Here is a 20130-nt window from a genome sequence, read left to right as displayed (position 1 = left end):
CTTTGTGCCTGCCTGCGAGCTGCTGGCGGGCTTCGGCCCGTTGTTTATCCAGCCGAATTACGCTGAGGTCGATTCAGTGGAATGCCTAGCCACAAAACTACTTAGCCGCGGTGACGCGGTGAGCATTGAGCTTGGGCAGCTCGTCATTCAACCGGCGAGCGGCAAGCCTGTACCGCCTGAGTGGATGAACGCCAATGCGCGGGAGATCTGCCGATCGGTATTGGTTGCGGCAGGCATTGACGCCTACGAGTACGTGGGACACCGCACTGGTCACTACGGGAAGCGCAGAGCTGCAGGCTTGACTCTAATTTTCGCATCGGTGATCACAGGTGAACCCGCATACGCCATCTTCAACGTGGACCTGGCTAGAAAGCGGACCACGGCGGGCGGCAAGGCCGGTGATCCTCTTCCTGCTGGCGAGTTCCGTGTGGGTGAGCGGAGCCACTTCTACAAGTTCTGGCGGGCCATGGGTTTGCAGATGCCAGATCGGATGCAGCGGTTCCACAAATGCATGGGCAAGCTATCCAGTTTCTTGCTGGCGGGCAGCGTAACCAATGAGCGCCTTGACGTGCAGTCAATCCGACACGTGACCATCGGTGCTGATCAAGCGCGGTCGGCGATTTTAGGGCACAAGGAGGGCACAACTAAGGCACAAGGAGGGCACAAGGAGGACACAACTCCAGGGCACAAGGAACCTGCTACAGAGCACGATCTACAAGGGTTTCAGCCGAATTCAACTACGTGCGTTGAAAACCACGGAAACAAGGTAATAAGGGAGGACGGTAACAAGGTACGTCCTTACTCCCCCATACACATACCCAAGCCACCACAGGACCAGAGTGTTGATGAGTGGCTGGAGGCATACAGCTCCACATGATCTACCTTGCCGAAAAGGCCCCCCGCCGCCAGCAAATGAAAAAAGGGCACCACCCTGTTTCCGGGTAGTGCCCTTGATGCTGCAAAGGTTTCGTTGCTTGTCAGCCCTACTCCAACACCACCGCGTGGTATTGCTGATCGCCGCCCAGGTCATCTGAGCCGAACAGAGCCTGATTGACGGCCTTCCTACTCTCAAGCAGAAGGTCATGCTCATCATGAGTGCCAATGTCCGCCGCAACCCATTCAGGGAGCTCCTGACGCCGCCGCATCTCGCTAAGGTGCGTCCACCACCGGGTAGCGTGGCGCCGCTCTGCAAGGATGAGCTCAACCACTAAGGTTCGTTGGTTGTCGGTGAAGATAGGCATGTGTAAGGCGCTAGAGTTGCCCGCCTCAGTGTCTACCAAGCCCTCCCCTTCGAATTCGGACTTATCTTGGCCTTTCAGGGCGTTACTGATATTTTGGTAAAGTTGCATGACGTGTGCCTCTAAGCGTCGTCGTGTGATCGCCAGGCCGCTGTTAGCGCAGCGGCTTGGCACCTCTTCTGTGATGGCCCAAATCTGGAGCATCGATTCAATCGGCTACGGTTTCAGCCGATTACTGCTTAGCCTTCTCGCTTATCCACCCCGCTGCCCAACTCAAGGGGTCTTTCGTGCCCATCGGCTCGAGAGGCTTACCGTCTCGCGCCGCCTGCTTACCCTCCTCCTGTGTTTCCGTGTGAATCCAAACCGTCGCCTGCTTAAAGCCTGCTTCACGTTGGCGGTCTTTATATGCACGTTGCCTCAATGTGTTCGGGTCGAGCATTTCACTCATCACGGCCAGCCTCCATTACCAGTAACGAGAAAATAATGCCTCATAATTACCAGTAACGCAAGCGATACGTGCACCTGAAAATTCTGAAAGGATAATTAAAATAATTTATTCGAGAGGAAGCAGAGGTGCGTATAGAAAGGAAAAAGTCCCAATCATAAACATTCAGAGTGACCAACAATAACTTCGAATCGAAACCTCACACACACTATATTTAACGAGCGCCAGAGAAAAATCTTAAACTCACAAAGCACACCAACCAAATAAAACAAAGCAACTAATATGAAACTAAAACACCGTTAAAGCCTACTTCTCGCGCCCTCAAAACTTAAGCGAAAGCAGATACTATATCGCCCATTCATCCATGCAAAAAAGGTCAGCCGGTTACAGCCGACCTTCTTGATACGGATATTGTGCGGGATCAATGAAGATCCTATTCGCGCGCCATCCGTTTAACCTTGATATCTATTATTACTCTATTTACAGGTGAAAACCCTCCAAAACTCATTACCCTGCTGACCTGTTGATCGATCATAGAAATCAAGCGCCGCTGAATATCCAACTCAATAAGACGATCATATTTCAATTTCACGCCTCGTTTTCTCAAGGAAACTAGAAACCAAGCCGCCCCCAAAAAAAGCAAAAAGGAGCCGACCAATACCGAGCCAAACATGTAAAAATTTTCCTCTGACAGAACAACAGAGTTCCCAGCAAAAAAAACAAAAATACCCGCTACAATTGATAAAACCGCTGAAGCAAAAAGAGCTGCCGCCAGAATTTTAGTATCGTTATTCTGAAGCTCGCTTGATAGCTTATCCAAAGAAAAAGTGGACGACTCAGCCAGCGCTATAAGCTCCTCAAGCTCTTTCACGCGCTCTTGCTGCTCCATAGAGAAACGACCGTTAGTGTGTGGATAGTCATTCATTCATGGATCTCCGCGATTATTGCGATAGTTTTCATAAACTCTCGAAGTATCTCATCCTGTCTATCATGTGGCAGAGAGGATTTCGCTATTTCTCCGTTCCATGTAAAATTCGTTTGCTTAGCGCAAGTCTGAGCAATATATATCGACAGATTATTCTTGCCGACCTCATTCTGTAGCTCTCGTAACGCAGTGCTAAAAACACTATCTCCGTCAGGATGATAATGACTGAGAGCTTCAGCTACCCTATCAGGGTATAGATCAACCTTGTTGACCGCGATAAGTAACCATTTTAAATTCTGGCTTTGAACAAGCAGCCTTCTTATATTAGCCAACTCATGCCTTAGCGCATCAATTTCAAGTTGCAAATTGCGTTGGCGCAGCTCTTCAATGGTGGTGAACCCGTCATTTATCAAAGACTGAGCTAGAACGGCATCTCTCGGAGATGAGTATCCAAAATCAACTACGTGTATGACCCCCTCCAACCCTTTATTCTTCTGATAAGCGTCGATCTCGCCACGAGTTCTATAACCCATCTGACCAGGCAGAACTCTCAAAACTTTAGATAAGTTACCGAGCGTTAAAGATGTAACCTCAACATTTACAGACTCGCCTGGCTTATCAAAATACAGCCCCCTACCCTTCTCATCCATTTGCCCGCTAAGTAAAGTTTTACCTGCCCCAGGCACCCCCGTCATTACTACTTGGGTTGACCCTACATTGAAATAAACTTTGATCCATGTAAAACAACGTTGTAATTTGTGCCGATGATCATAAGCCAGCTTTCCTGCCCGAAGACTGAAACTCAATGGTGTAGTCCATTCCATCATTGCAAATATCTCCCCTGTCAATCAGGTCGAGTATACAGCTACTCCTACAACTCTTCCTCTGATACGTCAATTTTACTGCTCCCCCAATACAGCGTTCGCAAACCAGCTCGCAGGCGACGTTTTTAGGAAAAACTGCATGTTACGGGTAGGGTCGAGCGAGCACCCGATATAGATAGCCTTCAGTGACGCAGCTACCTTCTTGATTACAGGTAGCCTTATCCGTGTGCGAGGTCTTGACGCCCCCTAGAGAGGCAGAGCGTACCTGCTCACAGAGACGTTTTGGTCTCACTGAGCGTGGCGAAAACGCCAAAGAGTGTAGAAAGCAACACATTAGAGACCCTCAGACCCGAGGGATTGCCGAACACCTGGCCAACCTACCAATTCTAGTAATTTCGGTGATTGCGAGACAGACCAAAGGAGCCGACTCGGACCGTTTGGTCTGCTTGGCCGCCGCTCCTCCTGACAGCAGGCTGGAACAGGTGTGATGCAGCGAGTCTCGCGACGATATTGATACCTTAAGAGGGGCTGCTATCCTCAGCGCTCGCCAATTAGAAGGAGCAAAAGGATGTCACGCCAAAATTTTAACTGGGACACATATGCGGCAAAAGCTAAATTTGATGACGTGCGCGAGCTGTGCGCAAGTCATGGCCGGCTTCCGACGATGTACAACCCCGACAGAACGCTGGTCTACCTTTCATCACAAGACCTGGCTGTAGCTGTCGATGATCTGAAAGGGCTGCAGTCACTTCTGGCTGATGTAAAACGCAGCTTTTTCCAAACGCTCAATAATCAAGACCACAGCTACAAAAAGCTTTATGAGTTGGAAACCGATTACGACTTGCTTTCAAATCTGCTAGGCAATCTAGACAGCCCGCCAGATCATTACGGTACTCGCTTGCCGAACCAGATCCAGGATAAGTGACCTATCGCCGCGCCACGTTTTCACATATCGCAAAACGTGGCGCGGAACCTGCCATACCGAAACGGTAGGTCAGCCCTCCCCGCTCCACACTCAATCTGAGATCGGACTGAGCCGAAAAACCGGCCCTGTATCACTTTGCCTACCCCCGACTTACTGCAACAAAAATCCCCTTCTCAATCCGCCGCAAACCAACTATTTCGGTCCCGTTTAATCCGGTTACGTGTATCACCTAGAGTGCACCTAAAAAGCACTGGATAAATGATCAGATCAAGCCTAATGTGAGTTTTTGAGCCACTCAAAACCCATTCGAGGCAGCACCCATGAACACAGCTAAGCCCGCCCGAGGACGCCAGCACAAACCAACTCGATCCGAAGTTGCCGCCGCCTGGGGCCGCCTTCGCGAAGCCGCAGCAGACGGAAGTGTTCAAGCATCCGCCCTGCTGATAGCGCTCGCCGAAAACAAACCGGTCATCGCCATGGAATCGCCCACCGCATGACTGATCGCGATAAAGCCGGCAAATGGAAGCCGGGACAGTCGGGTAATCCCGGTGGTCGTTCTGGCCAGACGCAGGAGCTGCGCGCCCGACTCGCGGAAGGTGCAGACGCCGTGACAAAGAAGGTTCTGACAGCGGCCAAGAAAGGCGATATGCAGGCTTGCCGCCTGATCCTTGAACGCCTGGTACCGCCAATCAAGCCAACTGCCGAGACAGTGTGCTTCGACCTGGACGACACCGACCTGCCCAGCGCAGCCAAATCAATCCTTCGCGCAGTCGCCGCCGGCGAGCTACCGCCCGACCAGGGCAAGGCATTGATCGAAGGGCTAGGCGCTGTTGCCCGAGTCATCGAGGTTGCCGAGCTACAGAAGGCCGTCGAAGAACTCCGCGAACAAATGGAGGGAATGCGGCAATGAGCATTAAGTGGATGCGGGCCGAGCTCAAGCGAATTGCAGAGAAGATCGGCACCGAAGACGAAGAGACAGTGCTCGTTATGTTGACGGTGGTGGACTGCAGGGTTGACGCGGTTGAGGAGGAGATGGACTACCCCAAGACAGTGGGCCATTCGTTCAACTATCCCGTCCTGGGCGTGCAAACGGTGATGCACTTCCCACTGTGCACCATGAACAGCAACGACGCGGCCAATCTGGCAGAGGCGTTCATTCTCCACGTCCGCGCAATTGAAAGCCTCCGCCGTCCCGCTCCGGTAGGCGTGATGGATATGCGGCCATCCCCAAGCGCTGGCGCCTGGATGTTCCCGCCATTGGCTGACGGGCAAGACATCAAAAATCACGTCGCCGAACAGTACCGACTGATCATCGAGGCCCGCCATGAACATCCGTAACCAGGTGGCCAAGCTGCGTCAGCAATCCGGGCTCACTCAATTCAATCGTGACGTACGAGAGATCAGCGCCCTTATGGACGAGTTGCACGTAACAGCAACCGGCGGTGGCGCCCGAGAAAACGTGTTTCTACTCGAAATTCTGAGCGAAGCCTCAGACCAAAACCGGCCGCCCCACGGCCAGACAATCAAAAGGTAACTCAATGAAAATCGGCAAACGCTCCGTCCTCAAAGTTGGCTTGGCCAACCTCCATTACTCCGAATACGAGCACTCTCAGGTAGAGGCCCGAACATTCAATATTCAGCGACCCGATGGCACGAAAGGCACCTGGCAGGCCGGCGGCTTGCTGAAGTCGGTTCGCCATTTGCAGGGCTTGGCGCTGGAGACTTTCAAGGACCTTGGAGAAGAAATTCTCTCGATTCGCGGAAATAAAGACCTGAACGCCGCGGCCATCGAGCGCAAGGGCAAGGAGCAGATTGACGGGATCGTTCCTGCCTTGATGCCGGCTATGGAAAAGGCGGCAAAGGATATGCTGACGCTGGCCCAAACAGTGGTCAACGGCTTTGCTCCGGTCACGCCTCGCGCAAGCTCGGACGTTGTTGGCTTCCTGGCTGATCAGGAGCTACGAGCCATCGTGCGGAGCCTTAAGCCGGAAGAGCGCCAGCGACTAGTCGCGGAGGCACGCGCAGGCAGTCACCCCGACGTTGTAGAGGCGGTGCTCAGGGCAAACCCAATGCTCTCCGGGCTATCGCCAGAGGCGGCTGACAGCCTTTCGCGCGCAGGCATTGCCGCCTCGCGCGCCGAAGACATTGAAGGGCTCAAGCAGATGCTAGCGATCTACGATGACGTGCTGGCCACGGCCTCCAATGCTGGTGTCGCACTGAGCGGTATGGTCGCCAATTCGAATGGGTACACCGGCCGGTTTGAGAAGTGGCGATCGGGCTGTGAGGGCTCCGAAGCACTTCGCGAATGGCTGGCGAAAATGCCCACTCGCACCACCGCAAAAGCGTCTCCTGATCAATCCGAAGCGGCCTAACTGCCCCTCCGTGCGCTACGCAAGTATTGGTAGCGCCGATCAACGGCAGACTCTGTGAGTGTGAAGACATGACCTTTCAAGAGCGTTTTACCGAAGCGTGCAAAACGCAGAAATTCAAACCCTACGAACTGATCCAGGGGCCGGACGCCGGCTATACGGTGTGGGAGGTCCAGCACGTCAGTGGTGGTCAACAGGTAACCGTCGACGGCCCCTTCTTCACCGAGGAAGAGGCCAGGGTGTCGGCCGACCTGATGCGGGGAACATTCCGCGGCGCCCGGGCCAGCGAGGCGATCTACAACCGAGTGTGGAACTACGACCCGCGCCAGGAACAACTGACAATCGACCAGGCGCATATGTCGCGCGCAGTGCTCGCCATTCGCCTTGGGCTTCCAGCCCCTTCCATCAATCCATAGGAGACCCCATGGCCGCTACAGCAATCGAATACGCCCCGCTCACCACCATCAAACTGTACGGGCAGCTAAGGCAGTTCGGTAAGTCCTACCAGTTCTCCGTCCGAACGCCAGCCGAGGCCATCAAAGCACTGTCAGTGCAGATCCCTGGGTTTGAAAGGTTTCTGTCTAACGCGAAGTCTCGCGGGCTTGTATTCGCGGTCTTTCGAGGCAAGAAAAATATCGGTGAGGGCGAGCTTGGGTTTCAAGGCAAAGGCGACATCATCATTGCCCCTGTAATCGTAGGCAGCAAACGCTCGGGAGTTCTGCAAACCGTCATCGGCGCCGTGCTGATCGCAGCGTCATTCTTCACGTTCTGGGCGCCTCCAGTATCAGCCGGCCTGTTTGCATCTGGCGTGGGCATGGTCGCCGGCGGCGTCATTCAAATGCTCAGCCCCCAGGCCGGCGGCCTGAAGACCAGCGCCGCGCCGGAGAACACACCCGGCTACGCCTTCGGCAGCGCCAAGAACACCACGGCATCCGGTAACCCGGTCCCGCTGTGCATCGGTCGCCGTCGGTGGGGCGGCGCAATCATCAGCGCCGCGATTTATGCTGAGGATAAAGTGTAAAATCCAAACCTCGCTACACCGATCTCGATTCTAGTTCAAGACGAGACGGAATAATCTGAGGCAGATTAACCACACGACTAATTTGCCTCACGACTTCAGACAGTGGTTCTACATCACATTTTTTTGAAATACGCATTTTCAGACTGATGTGAGGCATCTTGGTTGGAACCACAGACTTCATCCTCAGCACAATAAGAGGAAGGGTAAAGTCTTTTGCAGAAACATAAGTCTTGACAAAGCACTTCTGTGGATCGATTCGACCATCAACGTAAGCCAGTGCTTTTTCAACCTCAAGTTCGCCGTAACTAATTTTTAGCCCCTCTAATACAGCAGCTTCTATAAGCTTAGACTTTTCAACGTCGACCTCACCTGTCTCACCATTACAAATTGAACCATATCCTCTTGATACCGTTGCAATACCTGATCGCAAAAAATGCGCAGCAGCAAACACGCGAAACAATGAATACAATGATGCAGTGGATCGGTCAAACCAGCCTGCAAAATCAAATCGCCCTCTCAACTCTTCAGAGGCTAAATCGCAATGCTCGTCATCCATCACATCTACAAAAGCTACTTCATCCAGAAGAAAATTTTCAATGCAGTATCTAGGCAAAACTATTACATTATCTGGTATTTCTTCACGTTCGCCCGCCAATATATATAAATCACCATCAACAATGTATACAGCAGGCCGTTCGGTCGCTGCCACTTTCCTTGCCCTAGCTGCAGCTATCACGTCTCCTCTTTGCCCTAAGGGAAAAACACGATCAAGAGTGACCTGACTGGACATAGCACGGGAAAACATAGCAGCAAAAATCTTTCCATATCCTGGCGCTGTATCCTCAATATAAACATCAAAATCGTTAAAGTTTTCGTAAAATACTGAGGCCGCGAACTTAGCAGCTTTACTTCTTTCCATAGCAAACCTCAGCTCAAACGAATGCAGTTGTCGACGTGATATCCCACAATCTCGGGCGAATGTGTTGCAAAAATAAACTGATTGTTTTTGCCGCCTTTCAATAAGGCATCAACCAACATCTCTTGCCAACGCATATGCAACGAAACTTCCGGTTCATCAACCACAAAGGCACTTCTCTTGCTTGATCCAAAGCGAGCGTGAGCAATCAAAATCAAGAGTTGCTTCTCACCCGAAGAAAGGAATTCCAGCTCTACAGGTACAGAATTTTGTGTAACTTTGATTTTACCCAACGAATCGACACTCAACTCTTTTCGTGAGTGTTTAAAAAACTCATTAATTGTGTCGCAAAACTCTTTAATAGGAGCGTAAAATTTTTCGGCTGATTTTTTCTGCCTATCCATTTCAGCCAACACTTTTTGTATTCTACGAATCTGGGCCATATTTAATAGCCACTCTAAACTCCAAGAATCCGCTACCCCATTATCCTTATTAACAACTCCAACCATCTTCTCGAAAAACTTCTCGATCAAGCCCGTTGTCTTCTCCGACCCACCAAGATCCTGAGCAAACTTCTCTAGCTCTTGTCGGCGCTGGCGAAGATCCGACATTTCCAGATAAGGTTTCAAGTTTGGATTTTCTAAAAAGCCAGGCTCAAGCTCAATGTATTCAAACGTAGACTCTACAATAATATTGAGTAAACGATCTAACCTACCATCACTTGCTCTTCGATATTGTTTATAGGCACCTTGAACTAGTCGCTGACAATTATCTAAGCCATCCAAGATTTCTTTTTGCTGGTTTCTAGGTCGGATAAGCCCATCATCTGAGAAAGCCTCATCAGGAAAAGAGTCTTCCTGATATCTTCCTAATCGTCGCTCCAACCCAAGAAACATTGGCCGCGTACCACGCAAAAATCTCTGCATGACGGGACCAGCAGACTTGATAACGTCGTGCCTATTATCTTCCACGCGATGACGAATACGCCCGTTAACGCTTATCGTTTCAACTATACGATTGCCACCAGCGTTAAAGGCCGGACTAATAGAATAGGGAATCTCCTCACCATTGAGTCTAAACGACATCTTGTCAGAAGAAGTATTTACTGAGAAAGAAAATTCCTCACCATCCTTTTCGACCTCGACCTTTAGACTACTAAACCTTATCTCCATCAAAGTAGTGACATCAACTGAAAGCGCAGCCTGCATTAACCTCAACGCAGTAGTTTTACCGGTCCCATTATCTCCTACTAGAAAATTTATATCCGAGTTGAATCTAAAGTTGTAGTCGTAAAAGTCGTGCACTTTTCGTGCAGAAAAACTCTTGATTATCATTTCACTCTTCCATGACTGCATAAAGTTATGAAGCTTACTAACGTTCTAGATAGGTACACAGCATTTTGTGATCCGACTGTACAGATTCCCCTCGTTGTAGCCAAGGTATGCCTATCCAGATACAGGCTTATTTTGCCTTTCTCGGGCTTTTCGCTTGATAAGTAACATCCAAAGTGCAACAGTATTAGTAGAACGCCCTAACTGATACAGGCACCCATCATGTTCATCCGCGCATACCTCCGAGCCTCCACTGAAGAGCAAGACGCCGGCCGCGCCCGTGCCTCGCTCGAGCAGTTCGCCAGCGACCATAACAAGGTCATCGCCAGCGTGTACCTGGAGAACGCCAGCGGCGCCACCGCCGACCGGCCGGAGCTTCTGCGCCTGCTGAAAGATGCGCGCAAGGGTGACGTGCTGCTGGTGGAATCCATCGATCGGCTATCCCGTCTCCCGGTGGAGGACTGGCAAAAGCTGAAGGCCGCTATTGACTCCAAGGGCCTGCGCATCGTCGCGCTCGACCTGCCGACCAGCCACCAGGGAATGCAGGACACGAAGGGGGATGAGTTCACCGGGCGGATGCTTGGGGCCATCAACTCCATGCTGGTGGAAATGATGGCGGCCATTGCACGCAAGGATTACGAACAGCGACGCGAGCGCCAGGCTCAAGGTATCGAAAAAGCGAAGGCCGCTGGTAGGTACCAGGGCCGTCCGATTGACGTTGATCTGCACAAGCGAGTTAAGGAGTTGCTAGCCGCGGGGCTGGGTATACGTGCTGCAGCCAGGCACGCTAGCTGCTCAACCACGACAGTCCTGCGGATCAGAGATAGCCAGAGCTGAATAGATTATTTAGCGTTCCGCGACGGCTGCTGCGGCGCTATAAGCTGTGGCTGGGGAGCGGATGGGGCTGGCTGGCTATAAACCGTTCGTTTTGCCATATCCATGCCGAAATCGATGGCCTTATTGCCCAGGTATCCGCCTATACCGATTACGACCGTGATTACTGCAGTCGCAGCGTAAATCTGCTTTTCCACCGTGGAAAGCTTGGATCTAACTTTTGAGTGCTCGTCCTTAAGCTCCCCTACCTTCTCGCTGAGGTTATTGATGCTTGACTCCATCGACGCCATAGCAATTTTTAGGTCGATGAAAGCCTGCATAGCCCAGTCAGGGCCGGATTTTGGAGGTGTCGAAACTGGTGGTGACGGTGTTGTGTCGTCCTCACGCCGATGTTTGACCATTATGCCTCCCACCGTGATTTGATCCAGTCCCAAATATTCGTCGGAGCACGACCGTAATACGAGCTTATAGCTGCTACTACACCGGTTCCGGTCGTGCCCTCGGAGATGCCTGTGAGATTTGAGAGCTCTTGACTGGTTCCAGAATAGCTAACCGCGAACCCACTGGTAGGCAGCTTGATGTAGTCAACCTTCCCGCTACCTTTCAAGGTCTCGAGCTCTCGCTCGATTAGGTGAGGGTTTGCGATGGGGACAATGAGAAATATAGCCATTGGTTTTGCAGTCCGTTTACTAACTCATCCATGATATTGGGGCAAGTATCGCCTATATCAAAGACATTCTACTATCCCGATTGGGTCAAGATTTTAGACGAGGGGTCTTTGCTTATAGAAAAGCCCCGCCAGGTCATGCCCTGCGAGGCTTTCAATACACTGCTGCTGCCATCCTGCTGTCACAGAAAAAATGACAAATCGCGAGATGGCTTTAAAGGCTTGATTTATATGGTGTCCCAGGGCCGGTTCGAACGGCCAACCTTCCCCTTAGGAGGGGGATGCTCTATCCAATTGAGCTACTGGGACTAATGACAGGCGCAGAGCCAAATTGCACTGCGACAGACGGCGTGCATGTTAACGGCCAAGGTGAGTTTTGTCATGTCGTCCGTCAGCTTTTTAGGCGTAAGACTCCACCACTCCAGACCCACGGCCGGCCCAGGTCCACAGGGCTGCCAAGTCTCATCGTGCAAAATGCACTAACACAAAAGGCCATCATTGCATCTTGCAACGAGCAGCACTTGCGAATCGTTTATAAACTATTGTTTTTAAAGGATATTTATCGATCTAGAAGCTGGCACGATGACTGCACTCTTTACGTTATCAATCTGTCCTGCACATGAACACGGGGAAACACCCATGAACAGCACCCTCCTGCTTCTGAACGCACTGGCCCTGGCCGTCCTGGTGATGTTCCAGTTCCATAACAGTAGCGACAGCGATGCGGCACAGCTCAGCCACACAGGCAGCCACCAGACCCAGCAACGAGCACAATTGGCGGTGATGACAGCCAATGGCCAACCCTCTGTCCAACTGGCACAAGGTGCGCAGGCCGCCAGCACTTCTGAACACTGGATTTTCTAAGCGAGCCGATCATGACCAAGACCACCTGGTTGCTTCTTTCCCTGACAATCGCCACCGGTATCCTGGGGATCAACGCAACGTCGAATTATTGGCAGATCCTTTCTCTGAGCGCCTGCGCCGTCTTCGCCAGCGCATGGGTGATTGCCGCGATTGTCGGGCGCCGCTTCAAATTCGACCCGGTCCTACGCTGAATAGCCGATTCACCCTCCTCGCTCCAGCCCCCGCCTATCGCCCGACCTTATGTCGCCTCGGCTCGCAAATCGGCCATTTGCCACTAGTCTTAAAATTAAGGGCAAAAGGCCACATTGCTATAGGATGTGCGCCCGAAAACCCTCTCGCGTCGAGAGCCCGCGCCGCGTTTACGGCGTGGAAAAGTTTTCCAACCAGTCCGCAAATTTGAAAATGAGTACTGGCATAACGCCTTTAGTAAGTTCAATATTTGTCACAGAATTGACGCCAAGGAACTGGCAAATTTGAGGCATGATGCGGCCTCTTTGCAATTCAGGTTGAACATTTGTTCGCAAGCCTTGTCCTAACACACATCTTGCGGCCAATTCCAAAAACCGCTCCCCTGAACTAACCGGTTAAATATATGCGCCCATTGAAACAGGCAATTTATTCCAGCCGTACGGCTGACAAGTTCGTCGTACGTCTGCCAGACGGAATGCGGGAACGCATTGCCGAGGTGGCTCGCAATCATCACCGCAGCATGAATTCTGAAATCATCGCGCGCATGGAGCAAAGCCTTATTCAGGAAGGCGCGTTGGGTGACGAACTGAGCATGCGCATGGACAGCCCGGAGCTGTCACTGCACGAACGCGAGCTGCTGCAGCGGTTTCGCCAACTGTCCCACCGTCAGCAAAATGCGCTTGTGTCGCTGATTGCCCATGACGTCGAGGCAGCCGCAGAAGCCGAATAATCGGCAACTGAAAGCTGAAGCCAGCTTTGCGCTGGCTTTTTTTTGCCTGGAATTTAGGGGCGACGCGCGAAAACCAAGGGGACCGATTTTCTATTGGTGCCCGACGTTATCGTTAACAGTTTTCTCGAGCAAGCTCGCTCCTACAGAAGTGGGAGCGAGCTGCGGGTCAGAGCAGGAAGATCGTCGCCAAGCCCAGGAAGATGAAGAAGCCACCACTGTCGGTCATGGCTGTGATCATCACACTGGCGCCCATCGCAGGGTCGCGCCCAAGGCGTGCCAGGGTCATGGGGATCAATACCCCCATCAACGCTGCCAGCAACAGGTTGAGCGTCATGGCCGCTGTCATGACCACCCCCAAGGACCAACTGCCATACAGCAGATAGGCCACCACACCAATGACACCACCCCACACCAGGCCATTGATCAGACCCACCGCCAATTCCTTGCGCATCAAGCGCGAAGTATTGCCCGTACTCACCTGATCCAGGGCCATCGCCCGTACGATCATGGTGATGGTCTGGTTACCCGAGTTGCCGCCAATACCCGCCACGATGGGCATCAGCGCTGCCAACGCCACCAGCTTCTCGATAGAGCCCTCAAACAGGCCAATCACCCGCGATGCAATGAACGCAGTGACCAGGTTGACCGCCAGCCACGCCCAACGGTTGCTCAGGGATCGCCAGACTGACGCAAAAATATCTTCCTCTTCACGCAGACCCGCCATGTTGAGGACTTCGTTTTCGCTTTCTTCGCGGATCAGGTCGACCATCTCGTCGATGGTCAAACGGCCGATAAGCTTGCCGTTCTTGTCGACCACCGGGGCCGAGATCAAGTCATAACGCTCAAATGCCTGGGCGGCATCATAGGCATCTTCATCTGGATGAAAACTGACCGGGTCGCTGGCCATGACCTCGGCTACCTGCTTGTCTGGATCATTGACCAGCAGGCGCTTGATCGGCAGCACGCCCTTGAGGATGCCTTCATAGTCGACCACAAACAGCTTGTCTGTGTGCCCCGGCAGTTCCTTGAGGCGCCGCAGGTAACGCAGGACAACTTCCAGGCTGACATCCTCACGGATGGTCACCATTTCGAAGTCCATCAGCGCACCGACCTGCTCCTCGTCATAGGACAACGCGGAGCGCACTCGCTCACGCTGCTGGCCGTCGAGGGTCTCCATCAGCTCATGGACAACGTCACGGGGCAGTTCAGGGGCCAGGTCGGCCAGCTCGTCGGCGTCCATCTCCTTGGCCGCAGCCAGGAGCTCGTGATCGTCCATGTCGGCGATCAGGGTCTCACGCACCGAGTCGGATACTTCAAGGAGGATGTCGCCATCGCGGTCAGCCTTGACCAACTGCCAAAGCGTCAGACGGTCGTCCAGCGGCAGGGCTTCAAGGATGTAGGCAACGTCGGCAGAGTGCAGGTCATCGAGCTTGCGCTGCAATTCGACGAGATTCTGCCGGTGGACCAGGTTCTCGACCCGGTCATGATGAGGACCTTCCTGGCGATGGGTCAGATCTTCGACCACACGCTGGCGATGCAGCAGCTCGACGACTTGCGCCAGGCGATCCTGCAGGCTTTCTTGTGTTTTCTTTACTTCTACTTCGGTCATAGGCGAACTCCACTCCCAGCAGCGGGGCACGCCGGAGGGATCAATCAGTCAATTCATGATTGGTAAAACGGGGTACTGAGTAACTACTGGGTAAGTCCATGGAGGTATTCCACAAGCCCCGGCGGGGCTGACGGGCGCAATGATACACGTTGCGCCCGCTTTAAACGTTAAAAAACTGGAAAGAACAAGCGCTTGCGCAGCAAAGCTGAGTATTGGCCGCACGTATGAAACTGCGACGACACCGACAGAAAAGAAAACACATAGGCGAGAGAAAAACATGCGCGACCGAGATAGGCCCAACAAAAAACACTCGACCCGCAACAGGAAAATAAAAACCCCAGACGGCAAAAAGCCCGCACTAGGCGGGCTTTTTGTTTGTATGGTGCACTCGACAGGATTCGAACCTGTGACCGCTCGGTTCGTAGCCGAGTACTCTATCCAGCTGAGCTACGAGTGCAGATTGTGGTTTTATACCAGATCACAACTGGTTGGAGCCAAGTTACCTGCATTGCTGCAACTAACTCTTAAATGGTGCACTCGACAGGATTCGAACCTGTGACCGCTCGGTTCGTAGCCGAGTACTCTATCCAGCTGAGCTACGAGTGCATTTGTTGCCGCGCATTATAGGCCGTTCAATCTCTATGTAAAGCTATTTTTTCGTTTAATTTCAACAACTTAGCGAAAAAAACCAGATTGCAACGTACTAAGCAAATAATGGCGGAGAACGGGGGATTCGAACCCCCGACACCCTTTTGAGGTGTACTCCCTTAGCAGGGGAGCGCCTTCGGCCACTCGGCCAGCTCTCCGCAACACGGGGCGTATATTAACCAGCTTCATCCCCGTTTGCAAACATAAAAAACGATAAAAATTAATGGCTTGGTTCGTCGTCCTTCTCTTTCTTGATCCGCAGGTAGATTTCCTCACGGTGGACGGCCACCTCTTTGGGGGCATTGACCCCAATCCGCACTTGATTGCCTTTGACGCCAAGCACGGTCACGGTGATTTCGCCATCACCAATAATCAGGCTTTCTGCGCATCGACGAGTCAGAATCAGCATACCTTTCTCCTCACGCATTTCATTTCGGGAACAACAGTCTGCAAAAAAAGGCCTTGGCCCCATGACCCAGCGGCCATGACCCTACATGCCTAAGTATTGTCGAGCGCGGACAAAAGAACAGGCCTGCACCCTCACCCGACAAAAAAGAAAGGCGCGGATCAACCGCGCCTTCCTGGCAACGCGTTACTCGCCCTGTCGAGCCGGCGCGTCCAGTTCGAAAGCGGTATGCAGTGCACGCACAGCCAGCTCCAGGTACTTCTCTTCGATCACCACCGACACCTTGATCTCCGAGGTGGAGATCATCTGGATATTGATGGTCTCCTTGGCCAGGGATTCGAACATGCGGCTGGCAACACCCGCATGGGAGCGCATGCCCACACCGACGATCGACACCTTGGCGATCTTGGTGTCGCCCACCACTTCACGGGCGCCGATCTCCTTGGCAGTGTTCTGCAGGATACGTTCGGCCGCGTCGTACTCGTTGCGGTGCACGGTGAAGGTGAAGTCGGTGGTGTTATCGTGCGCAACGTTCTGCACGATCATGTCGACTTCAATGTTCGCGCCACTGATCGGCCCGAGAATCTTGAATGCCACGCCCGGGGTGTCTGGCACGCCACGGATGGTCAGCTTGGCTTCATCGCGATTAAAGGCGATGCCGGAAATGATCGGCTGTTCCATGGATTCCTCTTCATCAATAGTAATGAGGGTGCCCGGACCCTCTTTAAAGCTGTGCAATACGCGCAGCGGTACGTTGTACTTACCGGCGAACTCCACCGCACGGATCTGCAGCACCTTGGAGCCGAGGCTGGCCATTTCCAGCATCTCTTCGAAGGTGATCTTGTCCAGGCGCTGGGCCACGGACACCACGCGCGGATCGGTAGTGTAGACGCCGTCCACATCCGTGTAGATCTGGCATTCGTCAGCCTTCAAGGCTGCCGCCAGCGCCACACCAGTGGTGTCGGAGCCACCACGGCCCAAGGTCGTGATATTGCCGTGCTCGTCAACGCCCTGGAAACCGGCGACAACCACTACGCGACCGGCCTTCAGGTCACCACGAATCTTCTGGTCGTCAATCTGCAGGATGCGCGCCTTGGTATGCGCGCTGTCTGTCAGGATCCGTACCTGAGAGCCAGTGTAGGACACCGCCGGAACGCCACGCTTGTTCAGCGCCATGGCCAACAGGGCAATGGTCACTTGCTCGCCCGTGGACACGATCACATCCAGCTCACGTGCCAGCGGAGCTTGATCACCGCTGATTTGCTTGGCCAGCTCGATCAGGCGATTGGTCTCGCCGCTCATGGCCGACAGCACCACAACCAGGTCGTCGCCCGCATCGCGGAATTTCTTAACCTTGTCGGCGACCTGCTCGATTCTTTCGACAGAGCCGACCGAGGTGCCTCCAAATTTCTGTACGATCAAAGCCATTTCTAAGCCGCCTCAGCCCGTAAAGGGGCGCCCAATAAACAAATCTTCCAGTACCTAGGCAAGCCCATGCCTTAAGCATGGGCCCGCCGACAGCGCCTTAAATACCGGCTTCGACAAATGGCACGGTCAGGGCCAGCGCCGCGTCCAGGGCTCCAGCGTCTACACCACCGCCTTGCGCCATGTCCGGACGACCGCCGCCCTTGCCGCCCACTGCCGCAGCAGCTTGCTTCATCAAATCACCGGCCTTGAGTTGGCCAGTCAGGTCCTTGGTTACACCGGCAACCAGTACGACCTTTTCCTCATGGACACTGCCGAGCAGGATCACTGCGCGGCCGAGCTTGTTCTTCAACTGATCGACCAAGGCCAACAACGCCTTGCCGTCCTGACCGTCCAGGCGTGCGGCCAGAACCTTCACGCCCTTGATGTCCAGTGCCGAGGCCGACAAGTCGTCGCCCGCTGCGCTGGCCGCCTTGGCTTGCAACTGCTCCAGCTGTTTTTCCAGCAGGCGGTTGCGCTCCAGTACGGCAGAGAGCTTGTCGATCAGATTGTCACGGCTGCCCTTGACCAGGGTCGCCGCTTCCTTGAGTTGTTCTTCGGCCGCATTGAGATAGGCCAGGGCCGCAGCACCGGTCACTGCCTCGATACGCCGTACACCGGAAGCCACACCGCCTTCGCTGATGATTTTCAGCAGGCCGATGTCGCCGGTGCGCTTGGCATGGATACCACCGCACAGCTCCACGGAGAAGCTGCCGCCCATGCTCAGTACGCGTACGTTGTCGCCGTATTTCTCGCCGAACAGCGCCATGGCGCCTTTGGCCTTGGCGGTCTCGATGTCGGTTTCTTCGGTTTCCACCGGGGTGTTCTTGCGCACCTCGGCGTTGACGATATCTTCCAGGGCCTTGATCTGCTCAGGCTTGATCGCTTCGAAGTGGCTGAAGTCGAAGCGCAGGCGCTGGCTGTCGACCAACGAACCCTTCTGCTGGACGTGCTCGCCCAGTACCTGGCGCAGCGCGGCGTGCAGCAAGTGGGTGGCCGAGTGGTTCAGCGCAGTGGCGTGGCGCACGTCGGCGTCCACCTGGGTTTCCACTGGCGCGCCCACCACCAGGCTGCCCGACGCCAGCACACCGTGGTGCAGGAACGCGCCGCCGGTCTTGGTGGTGTCACGCACATCAAAACGACCGGAGGCTGCCTTGAGCACGCCACAGTCGCCAATCTGGCCACCAGATTCTGCGTAGAACGGCGTCTGATCAAGGACCACCACGCCCTCATCGCCTTCATTCAACACATCAACCGATTGGCCTTCTTTATAGAGGGCAACCACCTTGGCCGAACCGTTGGTGGCGGTGTAACCGGTAAATTCGGTGGCCACGTCAACCTTCACCAGGCTGTTGTAGTCCATGCCAAAGGAGCTGGCCGAACGTGCGCGCACGCGCTGGGCTTCCATCTCGCGCTCGAAACCGGCCTCGTCGAGGGTCAGGTTGCGCTCGCGGGCGATATCGCCGGTCAGGTCCATCGGGAAGCCGTAGGTGTCGTAGAGCTTGAACACCACATCACCCGGCACCACGTCGCCTTTCAACTCGGCGAGGTCTTGCTCGAGGATTTTCAGGCCCTGCTCCAGGGTCTTGGCGAACTGCTCTTCTTCAGCCTTGAGCACGCGCTCAATGTGCGCCTGGTTCTGGGTGAGCTCGGGGAACGCCTGGCCCATCTCGGCCACCAGGGCCGCGACGATCTGGTAGAAGAAGCTGCCGCTGGCGCCCAGCTTGTTGCCGTGACGGCAGGCGCGACGAATGATGCGACGCAGCACGTAGCCACGGCCTTCGTTGGATGGCAGCACGCCATCGGCAATCAGGAAGCCGCAGGAACGAATGTGGTCAGCCACCACTTTGAGCGATGCCTGGTCGTCGTTGGCGCAGCCGATGGCCTTGGCCGCCGCCGCCAGCAGGCTTTGGAACAGGTCGATTTCGTAGTTGGAGTGCACGTGCTGCATCACCGCACTGATCCGCTCAAGGCCCATGCCGGTGTCGACCGACGGCGCTGGCAACGGATGCAACACGCCATCAGCGGTGCGGTTGAACTGCATGAACACGTTGTTCCAGATCTCGATGTAGCGGTCGCCGTCTTCTTCTGGCGAGCCCGGTGGGCCGCCCCAGATGTCGGCGCCGTGATCGTAGAAGATCTCGGTGCACGGGCCGCACGGGCCGGTATCGCCCATGGTCCAGAAGTTGTCGGAGGCGTACGGGGCGCCTTTGTTGTCGCCGATACGCACCATGCGCTCGGCCGGCACGCCGACTTCCTTGGTCCAGATGTCGTAGGCCTCGTCATCGCTGGCGTAGACCGTGACCCAGAGTTTTTCCTTCGGCAGTTTCAGCACGCCAGTGAGGAAGGTCCAGGCGAAGTTGATCGCGTCTTGCTTGAAATAGTCGCCAAAGCTGAAGTTGCCGAGCATTTCGAAAAAGGTGTGGTGACGGGCGGTATAGCCGACGTTTTCCAGGTCGTTGTGCTTACCACCGGCGCGCACGCACTTCTGGCTGCTGACAGCACGGGTGTAGGCGCGTTTTTCCTGGCCCAGGAAGCAGTCCTTGAACTGGTTCATCCCCGCGTTGGTGAACAGCAGGGTTGGGTCATTGCCTGGGATCAAAGAGCTGGAGGAGACACGGGTGTGACCTTGCTCTTCGAAGAAGCGAAGGAAGGCTTCACGGATTTCTGCGCTTTTCATTAGGTTCTTCCACGGAGGCTGCGGCCAAAGGCCAGTGCGCAACAT

At 54.1% G+C, this 20130-nt stretch carries 23 protein-coding genes and 4 tRNA genes; 12 read left to right on the top strand and 15 right to left on the bottom strand.

The annotated features are described in order from the left end of the window. The first annotated feature begins 4 nt into the window (after window positions 1–4). A complete protein-coding gene (locus HKK57_RS17195; RefSeq protein ID WP_169390472.1) occupies window positions 5–877 on the top strand; it encodes a hypothetical protein in 873 nt (290 codons plus the stop codon). Window positions 878–983: 106 nt separating this feature from the next. Here the strand turns inward: HKK57_RS17195 and HKK57_RS27035 are convergent, their stop codons facing one another. From HKK57_RS27035 to HKK57_RS17175, 4 genes are all read right to left on the bottom strand, one after another. Then, window positions 984–1349, bottom strand: a complete 366-nt coding sequence (locus HKK57_RS27035; RefSeq protein ID WP_237150384.1) for a hypothetical protein — start codon at window positions 1347–1349, stop codon at window positions 984–986. Between the two features lie 121 nt (window positions 1350–1470). Next, window positions 1471–1686 (bottom strand): hypothetical protein, encoded by a 216-nt coding sequence (locus tag HKK57_RS17185; RefSeq protein ID WP_169390471.1) that lies wholly within the window; start codon window positions 1684–1686, stop codon window positions 1471–1473. A gap of 430 nt (window positions 1687–2116) precedes the next feature. Then, a complete protein-coding gene (locus HKK57_RS17180) occupies window positions 2117–2608 on the bottom strand; it encodes a hypothetical protein (RefSeq protein ID WP_169390470.1) in 492 nt (163 codons plus the stop codon). Continuing rightward, window positions 2605–3435, bottom strand: coding sequence for a hypothetical protein (locus HKK57_RS17175; RefSeq protein WP_169390469.1), 831 nt, complete (start codon window positions 3433–3435; stop codon window positions 2605–2607). The genes HKK57_RS17180 and HKK57_RS17175 overlap by 4 nt, the downstream gene beginning before the upstream one ends. A 565-nt stretch (window positions 3436–4000) precedes the next feature. Between HKK57_RS17175 and HKK57_RS17170 the strand changes: the two genes are divergently transcribed. From HKK57_RS17170 to HKK57_RS17140, 7 genes are all read left to right on the top strand, one after another. Beyond that, window positions 4001–4357 carry a hypothetical protein gene (locus tag HKK57_RS17170; protein ID WP_169390468.1) on the top strand — a complete coding sequence of 119 codons (357 nt, stop codon included), beginning with the start codon at window positions 4001–4003 and terminating at the stop codon, window positions 4355–4357. A 493-nt stretch (window positions 4358–4850) separates the two neighbouring features. Beyond that, window positions 4851–5267: a DUF5681 domain-containing protein gene (locus HKK57_RS17165; protein WP_017529439.1), complete on the top strand. Its 417-nt coding sequence runs from the start codon at window positions 4851–4853 to the stop codon at window positions 5265–5267. Continuing rightward, a complete protein-coding gene (locus HKK57_RS17160; protein ID WP_122461645.1) occupies window positions 5264–5695 on the top strand; it encodes a hypothetical protein in 432 nt (143 codons plus the stop codon). Before HKK57_RS17165 ends, HKK57_RS17160 begins: the two co-directional genes overlap by 4 nt. Beyond that, window positions 5682–5891: a hypothetical protein gene (locus HKK57_RS17155; protein ID WP_122461647.1), complete on the top strand. Its 210-nt coding sequence runs from the start codon at window positions 5682–5684 to the stop codon at window positions 5889–5891. Before HKK57_RS17160 ends, HKK57_RS17155 begins: the two co-directional genes overlap by 14 nt. 4 nt (window positions 5892–5895) lie before the next feature. Then, window positions 5896–6729 carry a hypothetical protein gene (locus HKK57_RS17150; protein WP_169390467.1) on the top strand — a complete coding sequence of 278 codons (834 nt, stop codon included), beginning with the start codon at window positions 5896–5898 and terminating at the stop codon, window positions 6727–6729. Window positions 6730–6797: 68 nt separating this feature from the next. Next, a complete protein-coding gene (locus HKK57_RS17145; RefSeq protein WP_169390466.1) occupies window positions 6798–7142 on the top strand; it encodes a hypothetical protein in 345 nt (114 codons plus the stop codon). Window positions 7143–7150: 8 nt separating this feature from the next. Then, the gene (locus HKK57_RS17140) at window positions 7151–7747 is read left to right on the top strand and encodes a tail assembly protein (RefSeq protein ID WP_169390465.1); all 597 of its coding nucleotides are present in this window, start codon (window positions 7151–7153) and stop codon (window positions 7745–7747) included. A gap of 13 nt (window positions 7748–7760) precedes the next feature. Here HKK57_RS17140 and HKK57_RS17135 read toward each other — a convergent pair whose 3' ends face one another. Together HKK57_RS17135 and HKK57_RS17130 are read right to left on the bottom strand one after the other, a co-directional pair. Further along, the gene (locus HKK57_RS17135; RefSeq protein WP_169390464.1) at window positions 7761–8666 is read right to left on the bottom strand and encodes a DUF4435 domain-containing protein; all 906 of its coding nucleotides are present in this window, start codon (window positions 8664–8666) and stop codon (window positions 7761–7763) included. Window positions 8667–8674: 8 nt separating this feature from the next. Further along, window positions 8675–9997, bottom strand: a complete 1323-nt coding sequence (locus HKK57_RS17130) for an AAA family ATPase (protein ID WP_169390463.1) — start codon at window positions 9995–9997, stop codon at window positions 8675–8677. A gap of 219 nt (window positions 9998–10216) precedes the next feature. On the opposite strand from HKK57_RS17130, the gene HKK57_RS17125 reads away from it, so the two are divergent. After that, a complete protein-coding gene (locus tag HKK57_RS17125; RefSeq protein WP_169390462.1) occupies window positions 10217–10831 on the top strand; it encodes a recombinase family protein in 615 nt (204 codons plus the stop codon). A gap of 5 nt (window positions 10832–10836) precedes the next feature. On the opposite strand, the gene HKK57_RS17120 is transcribed toward HKK57_RS17125, so the two are convergent. Further along, window positions 10837–11229 carry a hypothetical protein gene (locus HKK57_RS17120; protein ID WP_169390461.1) on the bottom strand — a complete coding sequence of 131 codons (393 nt, stop codon included), beginning with the start codon at window positions 11227–11229 and terminating at the stop codon, window positions 10837–10839. A 498-nt stretch (window positions 11230–11727) separates the two neighbouring features. Continuing rightward, a tRNA-Arg gene (locus HKK57_RS17115) sits at window positions 11728–11804 on the bottom strand. Window positions 11805–12134: 330 nt separating this feature from the next. On the opposite strand from HKK57_RS17115, the gene HKK57_RS17110 reads away from it, so the two are divergent. The 3 genes from HKK57_RS17110 to HKK57_RS17100 all read left to right on the top strand — a co-directional run bounded on the left by HKK57_RS17110 (window position 12135) and on the right by HKK57_RS17100 (window position 13278). Beyond that, window positions 12135–12359, top strand: coding sequence for a hypothetical protein (locus HKK57_RS17110; protein ID WP_169390460.1), 225 nt, complete (start codon window positions 12135–12137; stop codon window positions 12357–12359). A gap of 11 nt (window positions 12360–12370) precedes the next feature. After that, complete coding sequence (locus HKK57_RS17105; RefSeq protein ID WP_070994674.1) at window positions 12371–12550, top strand: PA3371 family protein; 180 nt, start codon at window positions 12371–12373, stop codon at window positions 12548–12550. Between the two features lie 401 nt (window positions 12551–12951). After that, window positions 12952–13278, top strand: coding sequence for an Arc family DNA-binding protein (locus tag HKK57_RS17100; protein WP_029294475.1), 327 nt, complete (start codon window positions 12952–12954; stop codon window positions 13276–13278). Between the two features lie 166 nt (window positions 13279–13444). Here the strand turns inward: HKK57_RS17100 and mgtE are convergent, their stop codons facing one another. From mgtE to alaS, 7 genes are all read right to left on the bottom strand, one after another. Further along, entirely contained in the window at window positions 13445–14887 is a 1443-nt protein-coding gene (gene mgtE, locus HKK57_RS17095) for a magnesium transporter (RefSeq protein WP_029294474.1), read from the bottom strand. 380 nt (window positions 14888–15267) lie between these two features. Then, window positions 15268–15344 (bottom strand) — tRNA-Arg (locus tag HKK57_RS17090). A 72-nt stretch (window positions 15345–15416) separates the two neighbouring features. Next, window positions 15417–15493: transfer RNA gene (locus HKK57_RS17085), tRNA-Arg, on the bottom strand. Between the two features lie 109 nt (window positions 15494–15602). After that, window positions 15603–15693, bottom strand: a tRNA-Ser gene (locus HKK57_RS17080). Window positions 15694–15755: 62 nt separating this feature from the next. Next, window positions 15756–15944, bottom strand: a complete 189-nt coding sequence (gene csrA / locus HKK57_RS17075; protein WP_003178872.1) for a carbon storage regulator CsrA — start codon at window positions 15942–15944, stop codon at window positions 15756–15758. A 183-nt stretch (window positions 15945–16127) separates the two neighbouring features. Further along, window positions 16128–17369 carry an aspartate kinase gene (locus HKK57_RS17070; RefSeq protein ID WP_169390459.1) on the bottom strand — a complete coding sequence of 414 codons (1242 nt, stop codon included), beginning with the start codon at window positions 17367–17369 and terminating at the stop codon, window positions 16128–16130. Between the two features lie 97 nt (window positions 17370–17466). Continuing rightward, window positions 17467–20085: an alanine--tRNA ligase gene (gene alaS, locus HKK57_RS17065; protein ID WP_154906758.1), complete on the bottom strand. Its 2619-nt coding sequence runs from the start codon at window positions 20083–20085 to the stop codon at window positions 17467–17469. Window positions 20086–20130: the final 45 nt, after the last annotated feature.

Origin of the sequence: Pseudomonas sp. ADAK21 (genome assembly GCF_012935735.1) — a bacterium.
Lineage (GTDB): Bacteria > Pseudomonadota > Gammaproteobacteria > Pseudomonadales > Pseudomonadaceae > Aquipseudomonas > Aquipseudomonas proteolytica.
This window is presented reverse-complemented; position numbering and strand designations above follow the sequence as displayed.

Excerpts from the sequence above, each read along its gene's own strand:
- HKK57_RS27035 (WP_237150384.1), bottom strand. The coding sequence starts at position 1,349 with ATGCAACTTTACCAAAATATCAGTAACGCCCTGAAAGGCCAAGATAAG.
- HKK57_RS17185 (WP_169390471.1), bottom strand. The coding sequence starts at position 1,686 with ATGAGTGAAATGCTCGACCCGAACACATTGAGGCAACGTGCATATAAA.
- HKK57_RS17180 (WP_169390470.1), bottom strand. The coding sequence starts at position 2,608 with ATGAATGACTATCCACACACTAACGGTCGTTTCTCTATGGAGCAGCAA.
- HKK57_RS17175 (WP_169390469.1), bottom strand. The coding sequence starts at position 3,435 with ATGATGGAATGGACTACACCATTGAGTTTCAGTCTTCGGGCAGGAAAG.
- HKK57_RS17170 (WP_169390468.1), top strand. The coding sequence starts at position 4,001 with ATGTCACGCCAAAATTTTAACTGGGACACATATGCGGCAAAAGCTAAA.
- HKK57_RS17165 (WP_017529439.1), top strand. The coding sequence starts at position 4,851 with ATGACTGATCGCGATAAAGCCGGCAAATGGAAGCCGGGACAGTCGGGT.
- HKK57_RS17160 (WP_122461645.1), top strand. The coding sequence starts at position 5,264 with ATGAGCATTAAGTGGATGCGGGCCGAGCTCAAGCGAATTGCAGAGAAG.
- HKK57_RS17155 (WP_122461647.1), top strand. The coding sequence starts at position 5,682 with ATGAACATCCGTAACCAGGTGGCCAAGCTGCGTCAGCAATCCGGGCTC.
- HKK57_RS17150 (WP_169390467.1), top strand. The coding sequence starts at position 5,896 with ATGAAAATCGGCAAACGCTCCGTCCTCAAAGTTGGCTTGGCCAACCTC.
- HKK57_RS17145 (WP_169390466.1), top strand. The coding sequence starts at position 6,798 with ATGACCTTTCAAGAGCGTTTTACCGAAGCGTGCAAAACGCAGAAATTC.
- HKK57_RS17140 (WP_169390465.1), top strand. The coding sequence starts at position 7,151 with ATGGCCGCTACAGCAATCGAATACGCCCCGCTCACCACCATCAAACTG.
- HKK57_RS17135 (WP_169390464.1), bottom strand. The coding sequence starts at position 8,666 with ATGGAAAGAAGTAAAGCTGCTAAGTTCGCGGCCTCAGTATTTTACGAA.
- HKK57_RS17130 (WP_169390463.1), bottom strand. The coding sequence starts at position 9,997 with ATGATAATCAAGAGTTTTTCTGCACGAAAAGTGCACGACTTTTACGAC.
- HKK57_RS17125 (WP_169390462.1), top strand. The coding sequence starts at position 10,217 with ATGTTCATCCGCGCATACCTCCGAGCCTCCACTGAAGAGCAAGACGCC.
- HKK57_RS17120 (WP_169390461.1), bottom strand. The coding sequence starts at position 11,229 with ATGGTCAAACATCGGCGTGAGGACGACACAACACCGTCACCACCAGTT.
- HKK57_RS17110 (WP_169390460.1), top strand. The coding sequence starts at position 12,135 with ATGAACAGCACCCTCCTGCTTCTGAACGCACTGGCCCTGGCCGTCCTG.
- HKK57_RS17105 (WP_070994674.1), top strand. The coding sequence starts at position 12,371 with ATGACCAAGACCACCTGGTTGCTTCTTTCCCTGACAATCGCCACCGGT.
- HKK57_RS17100 (WP_029294475.1), top strand. The coding sequence starts at position 12,952 with ATGCGCCCATTGAAACAGGCAATTTATTCCAGCCGTACGGCTGACAAG.
- mgtE (WP_029294474.1), bottom strand. The coding sequence starts at position 14,887 with ATGACCGAAGTAGAAGTAAAGAAAACACAAGAAAGCCTGCAGGATCGC.
- csrA (WP_003178872.1), bottom strand. The coding sequence starts at position 15,944 with ATGCTGATTCTGACTCGTCGATGCGCAGAAAGCCTGATTATTGGTGAT.
- HKK57_RS17070 (WP_169390459.1), bottom strand. The coding sequence starts at position 17,369 with ATGGCTTTGATCGTACAGAAATTTGGAGGCACCTCGGTCGGCTCTGTC.
- alaS (WP_154906758.1), bottom strand. The coding sequence starts at position 20,085 with ATGAAAAGCGCAGAAATCCGTGAAGCCTTCCTTCGCTTCTTCGAAGAG.